The organism is Alteromonas algae, assembly GCF_049117195.1.
In the GTDB taxonomy this organism is placed as follows: Bacteria; Pseudomonadota; Gammaproteobacteria; order Enterobacterales; family Alteromonadaceae; genus Alteromonas.
This window is the reverse complement of record NZ_CP185260.1, coordinates 442,603-458,250: the sequence shown is the minus strand read 5'-3', so window position 1 is coordinate 458,250 and position 15,648 is coordinate 442,603. Positions and strand designations below refer to the sequence as shown.

The window sequence follows — 15,648 nt, the reverse complement described above, 5'->3', positions numbered from 1 at the left end:
GAGCTTACTTAGATGCAAAACGTGAAAAAAATTGTACTAGCCTACTCGGGCGGACTGGATACTTCTGCCATTATTCCATGGTTAAAAGAAAACTATGGCTGTGAAGTCGTGGCATTTGCTGCCGATGTGGGGCAAGGCGATGAAGAGCTAGAAGGCCTACATGAGAAAGCCATCGCGTCAGGTGCCAGTGAATGCTATATCGTCGACTTAAAAGAAGAATTTGTTAGCGATTATATCTTCCCTACTATCACCACCGGTGCGGTTTATGAAGGTGAGTACCTTTTGGGCACGTCGATGGCTCGCCCTGTTATTGCCAAAGCGCAGGTTGAGATAGCCAGAAAAGTGGGCGCCGATGCGCTATGTCATGGTTGTACCGGTAAAGGCAACGACCAAGTCCGTTTTGAAAGTACGTTTGCCGCACTAGCACCCGACCTTACCGTCATCGCGCCATGGCGTGAGTGGGATATGGTAAGCCGTGAAGACTTACTCGATTATCTGGCAGAGCGTGACATTACCACCACGGCATCGGCGACAAAAATCTATAGTCGTGATGCCAATGCATGGCACATTTCCCATGAAGGCGGTGAGCTTGAAGACCCATGGGAAGAGCCTACAAAGCAAATTTGGACAATGACGGTCGACCCAGAAGACGCCCCTGATACTGCAGAGCGTATCACCTTGTCATTCAACGAAGGTAAATTGACTCACGTCGATGGCGAAGCTCTTTCTCCGTACCAAGCGCTAGTTAAACTAAATACTGTCGCAGCGGCACATGGTGTTGGCCGTATCGATATTGTTGAAAACCGCTTGGTCGGTATGAAGTCTCGTGGGTGTTATGAAACCCCAGGAGGCACGGTACTAATGAAAGCGTACAAAGCACTAGAAACCATGGTGCTTGATAAGTCGGCACTTAAATACCGTGAACAAATTGGGCTTGAGTTTTCACACGTGATGTATGACGGGCGTTGGTTTACCGCACTAAACGATGCATTGCTTGCCGGTGCCGCGTCTTTTGCAACAAAAGTCACCGGCGATATCGTTGTTAAACTTTATAAAGGTCAAGCAACAGTAACGCAGCGCCGTTCACCTAACAGCCTGTATTCGGAAGACTTTGCGACATTTGGTGCTGATGATGTTTATGACCAAAAACATGCTGAAGGCTTTATTCGTTTGTTCAGTCTTTCAAGCCGTATTGCGGCATTGAAAAAGCAAGGTTAATCACGGACCGTTAAGGAGTTTCACATGGCGTTGTGGGGAGGCCGGTTTGAATCCGGCGCAAGCAGTATGTTTAAACAGGTTAACGACTCATTGCCGTTTGACCAAGTTATGGCGAGCCAAGATATTCAAGGCTCAATCAGTTGGTCTAGAGCGCTTAATAAAGCAGGCGTGCTCACCGACGATGAACAATCTCAGTTAGAAACGGCATTAGTAGAGTTAAAAACGTTGGCCGACGCTGGCACCCTCGATTTTAATGCATCGAGCGAAGAGGACATTCATAGCTTTGTTGAAGCTGCGCTTATCGAGAAACTGGGTGATATAGGTCGTAAGCTGCACACGGGTCGTAGCCGAAACGACCAAGTTGCTACCGACTTTAGATTGTGGGTTCGTGAACATATTGCCTCGCTTCGCGAAGATGTTCTTGGCGTGACTCGGTCTCTGCTTAATGCTGCCAGTCGTCACCAGGAAGCCATTATCCCGGGTTATACGCACCTGCAACGTGCTCAGCCAATACATTTTGCGCACTGGTGTTTGGCCTATGTTGAAATGTTCAAACGTGATTTAAGCCGATTAGACGATTTAAAAGCGCGTATGAACCAATGCCCATTGGGTTCCGGTGCCTTAGCGGGTACGACATTTCCAGTGGACAGACACGCCATTGCAGAGGAGCTAGGCTTCGACGCTCCCTGCTTAAATAGTTTAGATGCAGTGTCTGACCGTGATTTTGTCCTTGAGCTTCTGTTTGTGGCCAGCACGAGCATGATGCACTTATCACGCCTTGCAGAAGACATGATTTTTTATAATTCAGGTGAAGCAGGGTTTTTGCAGCTTGGGGATAGTGTGACCTCAGGCTCCTCGCTCATGCCGCAAAAGAAAAATCCCGATGCGCTGGAATTAATGCGTGGTAAGTGTGGGCGTGTTTTTGGCTCACTACAAGCGTTACTTGTGACAATGAAAGGCCTTCCTCTTGCATACAACAAGGATATGCAGGAAGACAAAGAAGGCGCTATTGATACTGTCAACCAATGGCATATTTGTTTATGTATTGCTAGTGAAGTGCTTGATTCACTGCAACTAAATGAATCCCGCTGCCGTGAAGCTGCGGCTCAGGGCTACTCTAACGCAACTGAACTGGCCGATTATTTAGTTGGGAAAGGCATACCGTTTAGAACCGGGCATGACATTGCAGGTCGCGTAGTACTCCAGGCCATCGACAAGGGGTGTGCAATAGAAGCATTACCGCTTAGTGATTTAACTGCCATTTGCGACAAAATTGAAGACGACGTTTACGCCGTATTGCAGTTAGAGTACGGGGTGAATCAACGTAACATTTTAGGTGGTACTAGCAAAGACACTGTGACTAAAGCACTGTATCAAGAGCTGGCAAACCTAGATAAACAAGAGTAACTAGCATGGTGTTAGCGCATCATGATGGCATTAAATTATTTCGCAGTTCGCTGCCCTATATTAATGCTCATCAGGGTAAGACCTTTGTATTGATGTTCGGTGGCGAGGCTATCGAACATCCTAACTTTCCTAACATCATTCACGACATTGCCTTGCTTAATAGCTTAGGCGTTAGGGTAGTGGTGGTACACGGTGCTCGTCCGCAAATAGACCAGCGTGTCGCCCTTCGCACTATTGAAGGTCGTTTTGAAAACGGTGTACGCATTACCGACAAGCAAACCCTCGAATGTGTGAAAGATGCAGCAGGCTCTGTGCGCTCTCAAGTTGAGGCGTTACTGACGATGGGTTTACCCAACTCGCCTATGCATGGTGCACAAATACGCGTTTGCTCTGGTAATTTAGTGGTTGCCAAGCCCATGGGTGTGCGCAACGGCATCGACTTTGAAAATACCGGGTTAGTGCGTCGAATAGACACGGTAGGAATTAACGACCATCTACACGATGGCTCTATCGTGCTGCTTTCGCCCATGGGATATTCTTCTACTGGTGAAGTATTCAATTTATCGCATGAGGATGTAGCGACGCAGGCCGCCATTGCGCTGAAGGCCGATAAGCTGATTGTATTCTCAAACTACGATGGTATTTATAACCGCGACGGTAAGTTGTTACGTACCATCGAGCGTCCACAGTTAGAAAGTCTCATACTCAATGGGAACATCACTACTGAAGATACAGTATTGAGCGCCCTAACCACTAGCGTTGCTGCGGGTGTTCCCCGTGCTCACTGTATAAGCTATGAGAACGACGGCGCATTGTTACAAGAACTCTTTACGCGAGACGGAACGGGATCGCTGGTAATGGAGCACCATTATGAACAATTGCGCGCTGCCACTATCGATGATGTAGGCGGTATATTAAAACTTATCAAACCGCTTGAAGAAAGTGGTGTACTGGTGAAGCGTTCTCGCGAACGGCTAGAAAGCGAAATAAATCAATTTATTATTATTGTTCGCGACGGAATGATTATCGCTTGCGCCGCGCTTTACCTTTATCCGGAAGACGGTTGTGCAGAGCTGGCTTGTGTGGCAACACACCCAGACTATCGCGGCAAAAACAGAGGCGAGCGTATATTAGACGAAGTAAGGGCTAGGGCCAAAGATGCAGATATAAACACGGTATTTGTGCTGACTACCGTTACCGCGCATTGGTTCTTAGAGCAAGGCTTTGTACCCGCTGATATCAGTGCGTTACCTACAGTAAAAAAAGAACTCTACAACTTTCAGCGTAACTCAAAGGTATTTACATTAAACGTATAATGGCATGGGCTTAACCGCCCATGCCCCTAATATACCTACAGATTTGCCACGCCAATAGTACTTAATCACTAAAATACATACTAACTGTCTTGCCTTTCTGCTGCATAACGGGCTTACTGGTAAGACCAGATAAGCAATTGGAATTCAATATGCCAATAGACACGTCGTATCGTGACATATCCGTGACTTGTGAAGACAGTACCCGCTTAGCCGCGACACTATACCTGCCTAGTACGCCGATTAAGGGGGCCGTGATGGTTGGCCCTGCAACAGGCATAAAGCGACAGTTTTACCGTGCGTTTGCTATGTACCTGTGTGATCAAGGGTTTGGTGTGATCACCTATGACAACCGCGGGATTGGTGAGTCGGTAAAGGGCCATGTTGCGCATAGCCAAGCCTCGCTTGTTACGTGGGGAGAACAAGACATGCCAGCAATACTTGAGGCATTGAAGCATCATTTTCCCAATACCTCGTATTTTTTAGTAGGTCATAGTGCCGGGGGGCAACTGCTGGGGTTGATGCATAACGTTCACGAGTTAACCGCGTTTTGTAACTTTGGTAGTTCGTCCGGGAGCTTGAAGAATATGCGCAAGCGTTACTTGCTGAAAGCTCACTTTTTCATGAATATTTATATTCCTCTGAGTAACCTTGTTTTCGGCCACACTAAATCTCAATGGGTTGGAATGGGTGAGCCTTTGCCCAAAAATGTGGCACGCCAGTGGCAAAAGTGGTGTAACGGAAAGGGTTATGTGAAAACAGGGTTTGGCAGCGATGTTAAACATCACCGTTACAACGATATACAAATACCGTCGAAATGGTTATTAGCAGATGATGACGATATAGCGAATATTGAAAACGTGCACGATATGGTAAGTGTATTCCCCAAGATGGCAGCAGAAATAGAGACGTTGACCCCGTCAGCGCATGATGTGGGTGAGATTGGGCATATGAAGTTTTTCTCTAGAACGTGCAGCCATCTCTGGCCTAAAGTATCGTCCTATTTTCATCGCTATGTGTAATGGCAGTTGCGCATTAAAAAACACCAAGGTGTCGTCCTAAGGCGGTGAATAAAAACCTGAAGGACGACTAGCCTTACGTGGCGTTACTGATTTATTGAGGCTAACGCGTTGTCAATATCGCTCGCGCTGTGGCGGTTGGCTAACTGCCCTTCCTCACCCCACGTTTTGTTAACGATGCGGCCCCGTTTGACGCCTTCTCGCTCTGCTAATTGCTTTGCCCATCGTATTACGTGCGAGTACTCGTGAACCTGTAAAAAAGTTGCTGCATCGTACAGGTTACCTAACACAAGGTTGCCGTACCAAGGCCAAATAGCCATATCGGCAATACTGTATTCATCGCCCGCCATAAATTCATTCTGAGCTAAATGCTTGTCTAGCACATCAAGTTGGCGCTTTGTTTCCATCGCAAATCGATTGATAGGATATTCCATCGGATAGGGTGCATAACTATAGAAATGCCCGAAGCCACCACCAAGAAACGGTGCCGACCCTACTTGCCAAAATAACCAATTAAAGCATTCTGCTTTCGCAGCGTGGTCTTTCGGTATGAACGCGTTAAACTTATCTGCTAGATAAACAAGTATTGAACCTGATTCAAACAGTTTTGTTTCCGGCGTTGTTGTGGCGTCAACTAATGCCGGTATTTTACTGTTTGGATTAACATCAACGAAACCGGAAGAGAACTGATCGCCTTCGCCGATGTTTACTAGCCATGCATCATACTCAGCGCCTTGAATCCCTGCACTAAGTAACTCTTCAAGCATAATGGTAACTTTTTGACCGTTAGGCGTTGCTAACGAATACAACTGCAAACCGTGTTCACCCGTCGCACGTTCTTTTTCATGTGTTGCACCGGATACGGGGCGATTAATACTGGCCCATTTATTACCGTCGTCTTCATCTTGCGACCATACCTTTGGTGGCGTGTAGTTGTCTTGTTTACTCATTGTTGCTCCTAAGTGCTCTGCATTACTATTGGGTATAGGTACAACAGAGCGTCATTTAAAGCGTTAGGGTTCACTACCATCGATAAATCTACGATTTAGTGGGTTAACTGGCGCCAGGGGCAGGTGCACGATACGTCAGGCTATTTAAGCAATCCTAACGTTGAATTAAAAGGCGAGCAGTCCTTTGCCCGCAAACTGGTAAAATAATACAGGTGTAATGAACCTGCATTGTCTAAAAGAGGGTTGTCTTTTCCTTATGACTTACTCAATGATTTGAGCGCAGCAATAAGGATAGAGGTAGAGAACGAACGCCTAAGCGGTTTGCACTGCGAAGAAGTCGCTTTTGGTGACGGTGTTTCGTGTTGTTGCATTGTGTTTTCCTTTCATTCTCTATCCATTGAAAAGAATACTATCAAACTTCATGCCAACAAATAAAAGTCAATTAAATCATAATCTTAATAGATTTCGATAAAGATGCAGTTTCGCTTCACTTTGAAAACGTTACCAATCAGCAACACCTTTTTACTCACTATAATGAGGCACAAAAAAAGCAGGCTAAAAAGCCTGCTTTTTTCTAAAAATAGAAAACTAAATGCTGACCCGCTTATAAGGGCGGTATTCTGCTTTCCAAAAGTGACGCTCAATACACTGCTGTAGTGCCTCGTCAGTCATTTCTAGCGCGAGCCCTTGCTGCATGGCCACTTTACCGACTGCGAAAGCTATCTTGCGGCTTAGCTCAGCGATACCGCTTAGCGGCGGCAACAACGACCCTTCTCCCGTAATCACTAGTGGTGACACATCGGCAAGTGCATTACTGGCGGCCATTAACATTTCGTCGCTAATAAGCTTCGCTTTCGATGCTACCACCCCTAAACCAATCCCTGGAAAAATATAAGAATTGTTGCACTGTGCAATGGGGTACACGTTACCGTTATATTCTACTGGTTTAAATGGGCTGCCCGTGGCAATAACGACCTGCCCATCAGTCCATTCAATAACTTGTTCTGGACGCGCTTCAACTTGTCGCGACGGGTTACTCAATGGAAAGATAATGGGCAATTCACAGTTTTGTTTCATTGCGCGAACAACTTGCTCTGTGAATAATCCCGGCTGCCCAGACACACCAATAAGAATATCGGGTTGTGCGCAGTGCATTACATCAAGTAAGGACGCGTAATCACCACTGAACGTCCATTCACTTAGGTCACTTACCTTTTGTTGCAGTGCTTGCTGGAAGTCGCGAAGCCCTTCCATCCCTTCGGTAAGTAACCCGAAACGATCGATCATAAAGACTTGTTTGCGAGCTTGTTCGTCGGTAATCCCTTCAAAAACCATTTGCTGTATTAGCATTTCAGCAATGCCGCAACCTGCTGAACCGGAACCCACGAACACAACTTTCATATCAGACAGTTTTTGCTGCTTAGTGCGACATGCCGCTAAAATCGTCCCTAATGTAACTGCAGCCGTACCTTGAATATCATCGTTGAAACAACATACTTCATTGCGATAACGATTAAGTAATGGCATGGCGTTGGGTTGCGCAAAGTCTTCAAATTGAATCATGACTTCAGGCCACCTGCGCTTCACTGCCTTAATGAACATATCAACGAATTCGTCATATTCCTCTTGCCCAATACGTGGATGACGTGCACCCATGTACATGGGGTCGTTCAGAAGCTTTTCGTTATTGGTTCCTACATCCAGCATGACAGGCAATGTATAAGCAGGGCTTATCCCTCCACAAGCGGTGTACAAAGATAACTTACCAATAGGAATACCCATGCCGCCTATACCTTGGTCTCCAAGGCCCAAAATACGCTCACCATCGGTCACTACTATAACTTTGACCTTACGCTTCGTGGCGTTACGAACAATATCGTCTAACTGATGACGCTCTTCATAAGAAACAAACAACCCGCGCGAGCTGCGGTATATATCTGAAAACTGCTCACATGCATCCCCAACTGTCGGGGTGTAAATTATCGGCATCATTTCATCGATATGTTTTTGTATTAAGCGATAGAACAAGGTTTCATTATTATCTTGGATAGCACGTAAATAGATATGCTTATTCAATGCTTCATCGAAACTGCAATACTGCATGTAGGCACGCTCAACCTGCTCTTCAATGGTCTCATAGCGAGGCGGAACTAACCCAGTAAGGTTAAAGGCAGCACGTTCTCGTGCATTGAATGCACTTCCTTTATTAAGAAGGGGCGTCTCTAGCAATGACGGGCCAGAGTGAGGAATATAAAGATATTGCTGTAAGTCTTCTGACATTAGATTTCCGATTTTATTTTCAGGCAGTCAATCACATCAACCAAAAGTGGCGTCTACAGACGCCATTTTATACTTAAAATATCTCTTCAGGTTCAGGTGCTTTTTCTTGTTCTTCCTCTGCAGGGTCAACAACATTATTCTCTCGAACGTACGTTGTTGGTTCGGTGCCCTGTAGGAAGTATTCAAATAGTGTCGTATGGTCTGTCCTTCGGGTCAACATTCCACTGGTACGATCAATCCGAACGCGCACGATGTTTTCGGGTACCTGGATGGGTGAATAAGGCTTCTGTGCAAGTGCATCTTGCATAAAACGTATCCAAGCTGGGCCTGCTGCTTTTGCCCCATCTTCAGTACCGACCAGTGCATTCCCTATCCAGTTATATTTTTCAGGGTTGCGATTAACAAGATTTTGGTTGCGCGTAGCACGACCAAGCTGACGGCTCATATCGTCAAAACCCACCCATGCTGTTGCCACGATATCTCGATGAAACCCACTGAACCATGTGTCGCGAGAATCGTTTGTAGTACCTGTTTTACCCGCAATGTCGGTGCGCTGTAAAATATTGCGCGCGCGCCACCCAGTGCCTAGCCAGTAGGTTTTCTTACTCCAATTCCCGTTCGCTCTTACACCTGTTCGCATCATTTCACCCACTAAAAAGGCATTCTGCGTAGTAATAACGTGGGGCGCAAAAGTCTTCTCTTGGGCTTCTTCACCGTCAAGTAGTACTTCTTTATTAAGTTCTGCGGCGAGCAACGCTTCGACTTCAGCGTCAGTCATATTATCGCTATATTGTTCAGCGCCTTGCGGCTCAATATCTTCGTCCTGTGTGCGCGATCTTCCTCGCTCACACTTCTCACATGCCCACAGTGGGTTCGCGCGCCATAATTCGCTACCCTGTTCGTCCAATACTTTACTAATGAAATGTGGGTTGACCAGATAGCCACCATTGGCGATAACGGCCATACCGCGAGCGACTTCAAGAGGAGTATGCGAGCTAGAACCAAGTGACACGGTCTCATCTAGCGGAATATCATCTGGGTCAAAACCAAAGCGAGTAAGATAGTCGGCAGTTTTCCTTAACCCCACCCCTCTCAATAAGCGCACCGACACTACGTTTTTAGATTTACCTAAGGCCTTGCGCATTCTTATTGGCCCATCATATTCGGCGGGAGAATTTTGTGGTCTCCATGCTACGCCGGTTGCCGCATTCCATTGGCTAATAGGTGCATCATTAATAATAGAAGCCAGTGTATAGCCACTATCTAGCGCTGCTGAGTACACAAAAGGTTTAATGTTTGAGCCAACCTGGCGCTTTGCTTGCGTTGCTCTGTTAAATTGGCTTTGGTAAAAACTGTACCCTCCTACAACCGCCTCTACCGCACCATTGAGGGGGTTAAGCGCGATAAACGCCCCACTTACCTCTGGCATTTGTGCAATACGCCATTGCCCCTCTTGCTCACGAATGTAAATAATCGCGCCTTCTTGAGTAATGTCTGAGGCTACTTTGGGCTCGTTACCCTGCCTGAAATCGGTGATGTACATACGCGCCCAATCTAGTCCTTCCCACGGAATAACACGCGATTCTCCATTGGCGTCTAATACGGTAATCGTCTGTTCGTCGACGGCCTCTACGACTGCTGGCACAAGGGGTTTAATGTAAGGTACGCTGGCAAGCGCCGCTGATATGTCGCTTTCATTCCAATTATCGCGTGTCGCTTTAGCAACAATAGGTAACGCCGCCATCGAGGTTTGTGTTGCTGGTGCTATTTGGTCTTCCTGTGGTTCGTTCCATAAATACCCTATTGGGCCTTTGTAGCCGTGCCTCTCATCGTAATCATGAAGGTTACGCACCACCGCTCGCTGCGCCGACAGCTGCGTGTCAGACATTGCTGTTGCATATACCTGATAGCCGCCCGTCTCAGCCTCGTCTTTGCCGTAGATATCTACCATTTCGTTGTAAATAATATCGGCTAAATAAGGCGCATCGACTTCTATTTCAGCACCGTGCTTACGCGCGGTAACCGGCGCGCTCACCGCCTCGTCGAATTGCGACCGCGTAATGTACTCTTCGTCTAACATGCGTAACAACACAACGCGGCGTCGTTCAACAGACCTTTCAGGCCCACTTATCGGATTCAAAACCGACGGAGCCTTTGGCAAACCTGCAATTGTAGCCATCTGTGCTAATGTTAGTTTATTGAGTGGCGAACCATAATACACTTGCGCTGCCGCCCCAAAACCGAAAGAACGGTGGCCCAGTTCAATTTTATTGAGGTATAACGCTAGGATTTCGTCTTTAGTGAGGACCCGCTCCATATGCAGAGCAATAAAGATTTCTTTTACTTTACGTATATAGGTTTTCTCGCGAGACAAGAAAAACCCACGGGCGAGCTGCATGGTTAAGGTACTGGCACCCTGCTTTTTCTCACCGGTCAGGATAAGACTCACGGCAGCACGGGCAATACCAATGGGGTCGATTCCGTAATGGTCGTAAAAGCGACTGTCCTCTGTAGCGAGTATGGCATTGATAAGATCTTGAGGAACATCCTCAAGTTTTACCGGTATCCGCCGTTTAACTCCATACTGGGAGATAAGTTTGCCATCCTTGGTGTATATCTGCATCGGGGTTTGCAGACGAACATCCTTAAGGACAGTGACACTTGGTAGGTCAGGTTTGATATAAAAATAAATACCTACAAGCACAGCACTACCAAGTAGGCCAGAGAGTAAGACGAATAAAATAAAAGGTTTAAAGTACTTCACTGTTCAAGGATACCAAGGCATTTTCGTTGAAATGTCGTATATTTTCATACGTATGTGTTATCAATAGAACCCTAAACATCAAAAATATTGAGTAATATTGTATTTTAACGCTATTAATTTAAAACTGGACACCTAATTAGATGAAATCGCTGTTCAAAAAAAAGCTGCCCCCCATTGTGGGATTAGATATAGGCACGCGTCAAATAAAAGCGGTATTATTAGAACAATCCGATAAAGGATATGTGTTGCAGGCGTTCGCGTGCGAGCCAATAAAGAAGACAGCGTTCTCAGAACGAGAAGTTAAAGATTACGAAGCGGTCAGCGTTGCATTGAAAAAGGTTCGTAAGAGTTTAAAAACCAAGCTAAAGCAGGCAAACATTGCCGTTGCGGGTACCTCCGTAATAAGCAAGATTGTTTATATGGACCCAGATCAGAACGATTTTGAGCTAGAAACACAAATCGAAATTGAAGCAGACAGCCTCATTCCATACCCCCTTGAAGAAGTTTATTTAGATTTTGAAGAACTCGGCCCCAGCGCTACGCATACAGGAAAAGTAAACGTATTGTTGACCGCTGCCCATAAAGACCTTGTTGATAGCCGCTTATTGCTTGCAAGAGAAGCAAACTTTGAACCCAAAATCGTTGACGTGGAAAACTATGCCATTGGCAACGCCATTGATTTTTTCTATGGCGACGTGAATGAAGACACGTCGATATGCAGTGTTAATGTGGGCGCATCGTTACTGCAAATTTGTGTATGGAAAAATGGGAATGTTATTTATAACAAAGAGCATGCGTTTGGCCTCAACCAATTGATTAGTGATATTAGTGCTATTCACATGCTTGAACGAGATGACGCCGAGACACAATTATTAGACGGTACGCTTCCTTCGTCGTGGACGGAAGACGCCCTTCCTGTGTTTGCTGCGAACCTTCAACAGAATATTAATCGTGCATTACAAATGTATATAAGTACGCTACATGCGACACGCCCCGAGAAAATTTTACTATCTGGCGGCGCGGCAACCATAGCGCCCCTTGTCGACATTTTGCAGCAAGACCTTGGTATTGATATCGAAATATTTAATCCGTTTAAAGGGTTAACCATCAACCCTAAACTCGATACCGACAGGCTTGCAACCATTGCTCCGCAGCTTTCGATAGCCGCAGGCCTGGCAAGTAGGAGCTTTTCACCATGGCACATGTAAACCTACTTCCTTGGCGCGAGAAACAGCGTCAATACCAAAAGCAGCAATACTTAATGGGGTTGTTAGCGGTTGCGGCAATCGTGGGCTTGGCATTTTGGTTTGTAGGTCAAGCAATTGACCAACAAATTAGCCATCAAAACTCGCGTAACCAATTTCTCACCAACGAGATTGCCTTACTTGATGCGCAGATAGCAGAAATCCAAAAAGTTAAAGACAGCAAAAGTGCAATTGAGCAAAGAATGGCGTTAATCGAACAGCTGCAAGCTAGCCGTAATGTCGCACCGGTCGTATTTAACGAACTCGCCAAACTTGTACCGCAAGGGGTGGCGTTTGAAAGTATGAAACGCGTTGGCAATCGCGTCGAGATAGAAGGCATTAGCGATTCTAACAACCATTTATCGGATTTTATGCGGGCACTTGATGCTTCTGACGTCTTCGTATCGGCAGAACTATCATCAATTAAGTCAGATAGTGCTTCAGCCCGCGCTATCAGCAGCTTTACGTTAACGTTTTTAATTAGCCCTACCGTTGCGCCTTTGGGAAAAGCCAGTAATGGAGCAAGCAACTAATGAAATTTGACGTATCAAAACTAAAAGAACTGAACGAACTCGACTTTGAGCAAATTGCAATTTGGCCCAAAGAGATACGTATTGTTGTGGCAGTGTTTGTGGCAATTGTTATTGGTGCACTTAGCTACTACTTGCTTGTAAGTCCTAAGTTACCTGTACTTGATGCCGCTGAACTGAAAGAGCAAGAACTAAAGCTACAATTTGAGGCTAAATACCGAATTGCAGTTAACCTTGAGGCGTATAAAGAACAGTTAGCGCGAATAGAGAAAGACTTTTCGAGCATGCTTAAAAGCTTGCCCACCAGTAATGAAACCCCAGGGCTACTTGATGACATAACGTATGGAGGCACCACGTCGGGGCTTACCTTTGAACTGCTTAACTGGCAGCAGGAAATTCCGAAAGAGTTTTATACTGAACTGCCCATCGAAATGGAAGTAAGCGGTGGCTATCATAACTTTGGCGAATTTGTCTCTAAAGTAGCCGACTTACCACGTATTGTTACGCTTCACGATTTTGACTTAGCGCGTAATGGCAACACGCTGTCATTAAAATTACAAGCAAAGACCTATCGATCTGAGAATAGCTCGTTGCAAGTCACGGAGAAACAATAATGCGTATTGTATGGTTATTGCCTGTGATGTTGCTTGTTACTGCTTGCTCACCTAAGCTTGACGACCTGCAGGGCTATACTGAGAATGTAAAAAGCACTGCTGTAGTCAGAATTGAGCCGTATCCGGAGTTTGAAAGTCACCCTCCGTTTACCTACAGTGCGCAAAATCTGCGTAGCCCGTTTATAAAGCCCAAAGATAAAACCGCTCCCGTTACGCAAGCTCGTCAAGCGAACTGTACGCAACCCGACTTCCAACGCACCAAACAAAAGCTTGAGAGTTATGGACTTGATGCACTTGCACTTACAGGCAATTACAAAAGTAACGGTGTGCAATGGGCGCTTATACGCAGCAATGACGGGAAGCTGCATAAAATTAAACGTGGTAGTCGCGTAGGCCTGTTCTACGGGAAAGTAACAACCATAACAAAAAATTCAATTACCATTGAGCAGTTAATACCTGATGGCGCAGGTTGCTGGCAACAGAAAGATACCACGTTGGTCACCGCATCAACGTCAGGAGAGTAAGATAATGGCTGAGCGTTATATTTTTAATAAGTCCCTTAATCGCCGTACTTCGCGATTGTACTGGCTTACCGGTATCTTGGCAGTGCTCTGCGCAGTGCCGTTTTTTACTTCTTCAGCGAATGCACAAGAGAACGTATTGTTCGACCCTGATGCGACGAAACAGGCTGAAAGTATCACTGATATCACACATATCGACTTTACCCGAGACGTTAACCGAATGGGCATTACTACGGTAACGTTTAGCGGCAACAAACCCTCTCCACAGCTTGTTGAGTCACAAGGGAAAGTGACTGTGACGTTAGAAAATACGGTTCTGGCTGATGACCAATTAGTGGAGCTTAACGTGGTTGAGTTTGCCACCCCCGTGTCGGCCATTGAAACCTTCCAAGATGGTAATGACGTGCGTATTGAGGTGCGTTATGACGGCAACGTACTTGCTCGTCACAATATAGAAAATGATGTTTTATCAATAGAAATTGAACCTATGAGTGAAGCAGCTCAAGAAGAGCTAGCTGCAAAAAGCAAATACCAAGGCGAACCAATTTCTCTTGATTTTCAAGATGTTCCTGTCCGCCAAGTTTTGCAAATTATCGCTCAGGTTAATGGCTTTAATTTAGTGACCACCGACACCGTAACCGGTAATGTTACGATTAGCCTTTCCGGCGTTCCTTGGGATCAGGCGCTTGAGATGATCCTGCGAGTTAAAGGCTTAGATAAGCGTTTAGACGGCAATATATTATTAATTGCGCCACAAGAGGAGCTTGCGGCTAGAGAAACACAAGCACTGCAATCTAAAAAACAAGTCTCAGACCTCGCCCCCCTTCAGACGGTGAATATTGCCATTAACTACGCGAAAGCTGCGTCGCTTGCCACTATTTTGAAATCGACAGACGGCGGTATTTTGTCAGAACGTGGCGCAGTCACTGTTGACGAGCGAACCAATACATTGCTTATTCGCGATACCCTTCCTTCGATTGACGAAGCCCGCAAGATGATTGACGCACTTGATGTACCCGTTAAACAAGTACTGATTGAAAGCAGAATGGTAACAGTACTGGATAACGTCGATGAACAACTTGGCGTACGCTGGGGTTTTAGTGATAAACAAGATGATAATGGCGTTTCAGGCAGCATTGAAGGAGCTAACACCATTGCTGGCGGTACAGTACCAAGCATCACTGACAGATTGAACGTCAACCTACCGGTTACCAGTGCAGCGGGCACCATTGGTTTTCAAGTGGCAAGCTTGGTTGATGGAACCATTCTTGATTTAGAACTTTCTGCGCTTGAGTCTGAAAACAAAGGTGAAATTATTGCCAGTCCGCGCATTACGGTTGCCAATCAGCAGGAAGCGTATATTGAACAAGGGACTGAAATCCCTTACGTTCAAGCCACATCTAGCGGTGCAACATCAGTAGAATTTAAAAAGGCAGTATTGTCTTTAAAAGTAACGCCGCACATTACGCCTGATAATCGGATTATCCTCGATTTAGTGGTAACACAAGATACACGCGGTGAGACAGTGTCTACCTCGACGGGCGATGCGGTGGCAATTGACACTCAAGAAATTAAAACCCAGGTACTGGTCGATAACGGAGAAACAATTGTACTTGGTGGTATCTTTCAGCAAACCAGTTCTGATGGCGTGACAAAAGTTCCATTGTTTGGTGACCTTCCGCTGGTAGGTGCATTGTTTAGAAACACCTCTCAGTTACAGCAAAAGCGTGAATTACTCATTTTTGTAACGCCCAAAATAACTACAGAACGCCCCTAAGTTTATTCATT

The 15,648-nt window shown here is 45.8% G+C and carries 12 protein-coding genes; 9 read left to right on the top strand and 3 right to left on the bottom strand.

Going from position 1 to position 15,648, the window contains the following annotated elements:
* Positions 1-12: 12 nt before the first annotated feature.
* The 4 genes from ACOJRU_RS01975 to ACOJRU_RS01960 all read left to right on the top strand — a co-directional run bounded on the left by ACOJRU_RS01975 (position 13) and on the right by ACOJRU_RS01960 (position 4,960).
* A complete protein-coding gene (locus ACOJRU_RS01975; RefSeq protein WP_421133395.1) occupies positions 13-1,218 on the top strand; it encodes an argininosuccinate synthase in 1,206 nt (401 codons plus the stop codon).
* 24 nt (positions 1,219-1,242) lie between these two features.
* Complete coding sequence (gene argH, locus ACOJRU_RS01970; RefSeq protein ID WP_421133394.1) at positions 1,243-2,625, top strand: argininosuccinate lyase; 1,383 nt, start codon at positions 1,243-1,245, stop codon at positions 2,623-2,625.
* 5 nt (positions 2,626-2,630) lie between these two features.
* The gene (gene argA / locus ACOJRU_RS01965; RefSeq protein WP_421133393.1) at positions 2,631-3,941 is read left to right on the top strand and encodes an amino-acid N-acetyltransferase; all 1,311 of its coding nucleotides are present in this window, start codon (positions 2,631-2,633) and stop codon (positions 3,939-3,941) included.
* A gap of 149 nt (positions 3,942-4,090) precedes the next feature.
* On the top strand, positions 4,091-4,960 hold the full coding sequence (locus ACOJRU_RS01960) for an alpha/beta fold hydrolase (RefSeq protein WP_421133392.1): 870 nt from the start codon (positions 4,091-4,093) through the stop codon (positions 4,958-4,960).
* 83 nt (positions 4,961-5,043) lie between these two features.
* Here the strand turns inward: ACOJRU_RS01960 and yghU are convergent, their stop codons facing one another.
* From yghU to ACOJRU_RS01945, 3 genes are all read right to left on the bottom strand, one after another.
* A complete protein-coding gene (gene yghU / locus ACOJRU_RS01955) occupies positions 5,044-5,907 on the bottom strand; it encodes a glutathione-dependent disulfide-bond oxidoreductase (protein WP_421133391.1) in 864 nt (287 codons plus the stop codon).
* A gap of 588 nt (positions 5,908-6,495) precedes the next feature.
* Positions 6,496-8,187: an NAD-dependent malic enzyme gene (locus ACOJRU_RS01950; RefSeq protein WP_421133390.1), complete on the bottom strand. Its 1,692-nt coding sequence runs from the start codon at positions 8,185-8,187 to the stop codon at positions 6,496-6,498.
* A 73-nt stretch (positions 8,188-8,260) separates the two neighbouring features.
* On the bottom strand, positions 8,261-10,951 hold the full coding sequence (locus ACOJRU_RS01945) for a penicillin-binding protein 1A (protein WP_421133389.1): 2,691 nt from the start codon (positions 10,949-10,951) through the stop codon (positions 8,261-8,263).
* 140 nt (positions 10,952-11,091) lie between these two features.
* On the opposite strand from ACOJRU_RS01945, the gene pilM reads away from it, so the two are divergent.
* Genes pilM through ACOJRU_RS01920 form a run of 5 tightly spaced genes read left to right on the top strand, consistent with a single transcriptional unit; the run spans position 11,092 to position 15,637 of the window.
* Positions 11,092-12,159, top strand: coding sequence for a type IV pilus assembly protein PilM (pilM, locus tag ACOJRU_RS01940; RefSeq protein WP_421133388.1), 1,068 nt, complete (start codon positions 11,092-11,094; stop codon positions 12,157-12,159).
* The gene (locus ACOJRU_RS01935; protein WP_421133387.1) at positions 12,147-12,728 is read left to right on the top strand and encodes a PilN domain-containing protein; all 582 of its coding nucleotides are present in this window, start codon (positions 12,147-12,149) and stop codon (positions 12,726-12,728) included. The genes pilM and ACOJRU_RS01935 overlap by 13 nt, the downstream gene beginning before the upstream one ends.
* Positions 12,728-13,339 (top strand): type 4a pilus biogenesis protein PilO, encoded by a 612-nt coding sequence (locus tag ACOJRU_RS01930; protein ID WP_421133386.1) that lies wholly within the window; start codon positions 12,728-12,730, stop codon positions 13,337-13,339. Before ACOJRU_RS01935 ends, ACOJRU_RS01930 begins: the two co-directional genes overlap by 1 nt.
* Positions 13,339-13,863, top strand: a complete 525-nt coding sequence (locus tag ACOJRU_RS01925) for a pilus assembly protein PilP (protein ID WP_421133385.1) — start codon at positions 13,339-13,341, stop codon at positions 13,861-13,863. The genes ACOJRU_RS01930 and ACOJRU_RS01925 overlap by 1 nt, the downstream gene beginning before the upstream one ends.
* Positions 13,864-13,867: 4 nt before the next feature.
* Complete coding sequence (locus ACOJRU_RS01920) at positions 13,868-15,637, top strand: type IV pilus secretin PilQ (protein ID WP_421133384.1); 1,770 nt, start codon at positions 13,868-13,870, stop codon at positions 15,635-15,637.
* The last annotated feature ends 11 nt before the right edge of the window (positions 15,638-15,648 follow it).

What these genes read in the sequence shown, in the direction of transcription:
- yghU (WP_421133391.1), bottom strand. Translation starts at nt 5,907, where the DNA reads ATGAGTAAACAAGACAACTACACGCCACCAAAGGTATGGTCGCAAGAT.
- ACOJRU_RS01960 (WP_421133392.1), top strand. Translation starts at nt 4,091, where the DNA reads ATGCCAATAGACACGTCGTATCGTGACATATCCGTGACTTGTGAAGAC.
- ACOJRU_RS01930 (WP_421133386.1), top strand. Translation starts at nt 12,728, where the DNA reads ATGAAATTTGACGTATCAAAACTAAAAGAACTGAACGAACTCGACTTT.
- pilM (WP_421133388.1), top strand. Translation starts at nt 11,092, where the DNA reads ATGAAATCGCTGTTCAAAAAAAAGCTGCCCCCCATTGTGGGATTAGAT.
- ACOJRU_RS01975 (WP_421133395.1), top strand. Translation starts at nt 13, where the DNA reads ATGCAAAACGTGAAAAAAATTGTACTAGCCTACTCGGGCGGACTGGAT.
- argA (WP_421133393.1), top strand. Translation starts at nt 2,631, where the DNA reads ATGGTGTTAGCGCATCATGATGGCATTAAATTATTTCGCAGTTCGCTG.
- ACOJRU_RS01935 (WP_421133387.1), top strand. Translation starts at nt 12,147, where the DNA reads ATGGCACATGTAAACCTACTTCCTTGGCGCGAGAAACAGCGTCAATAC.
- argH (WP_421133394.1), top strand. Translation starts at nt 1,243, where the DNA reads ATGGCGTTGTGGGGAGGCCGGTTTGAATCCGGCGCAAGCAGTATGTTT.
- ACOJRU_RS01920 (WP_421133384.1), top strand. Translation starts at nt 13,868, where the DNA reads ATGGCTGAGCGTTATATTTTTAATAAGTCCCTTAATCGCCGTACTTCG.
- ACOJRU_RS01950 (WP_421133390.1), bottom strand. Translation starts at nt 8,187, where the DNA reads ATGTCAGAAGACTTACAGCAATATCTTTATATTCCTCACTCTGGCCCG.
- ACOJRU_RS01925 (WP_421133385.1), top strand. Translation starts at nt 13,339, where the DNA reads ATGCGTATTGTATGGTTATTGCCTGTGATGTTGCTTGTTACTGCTTGC.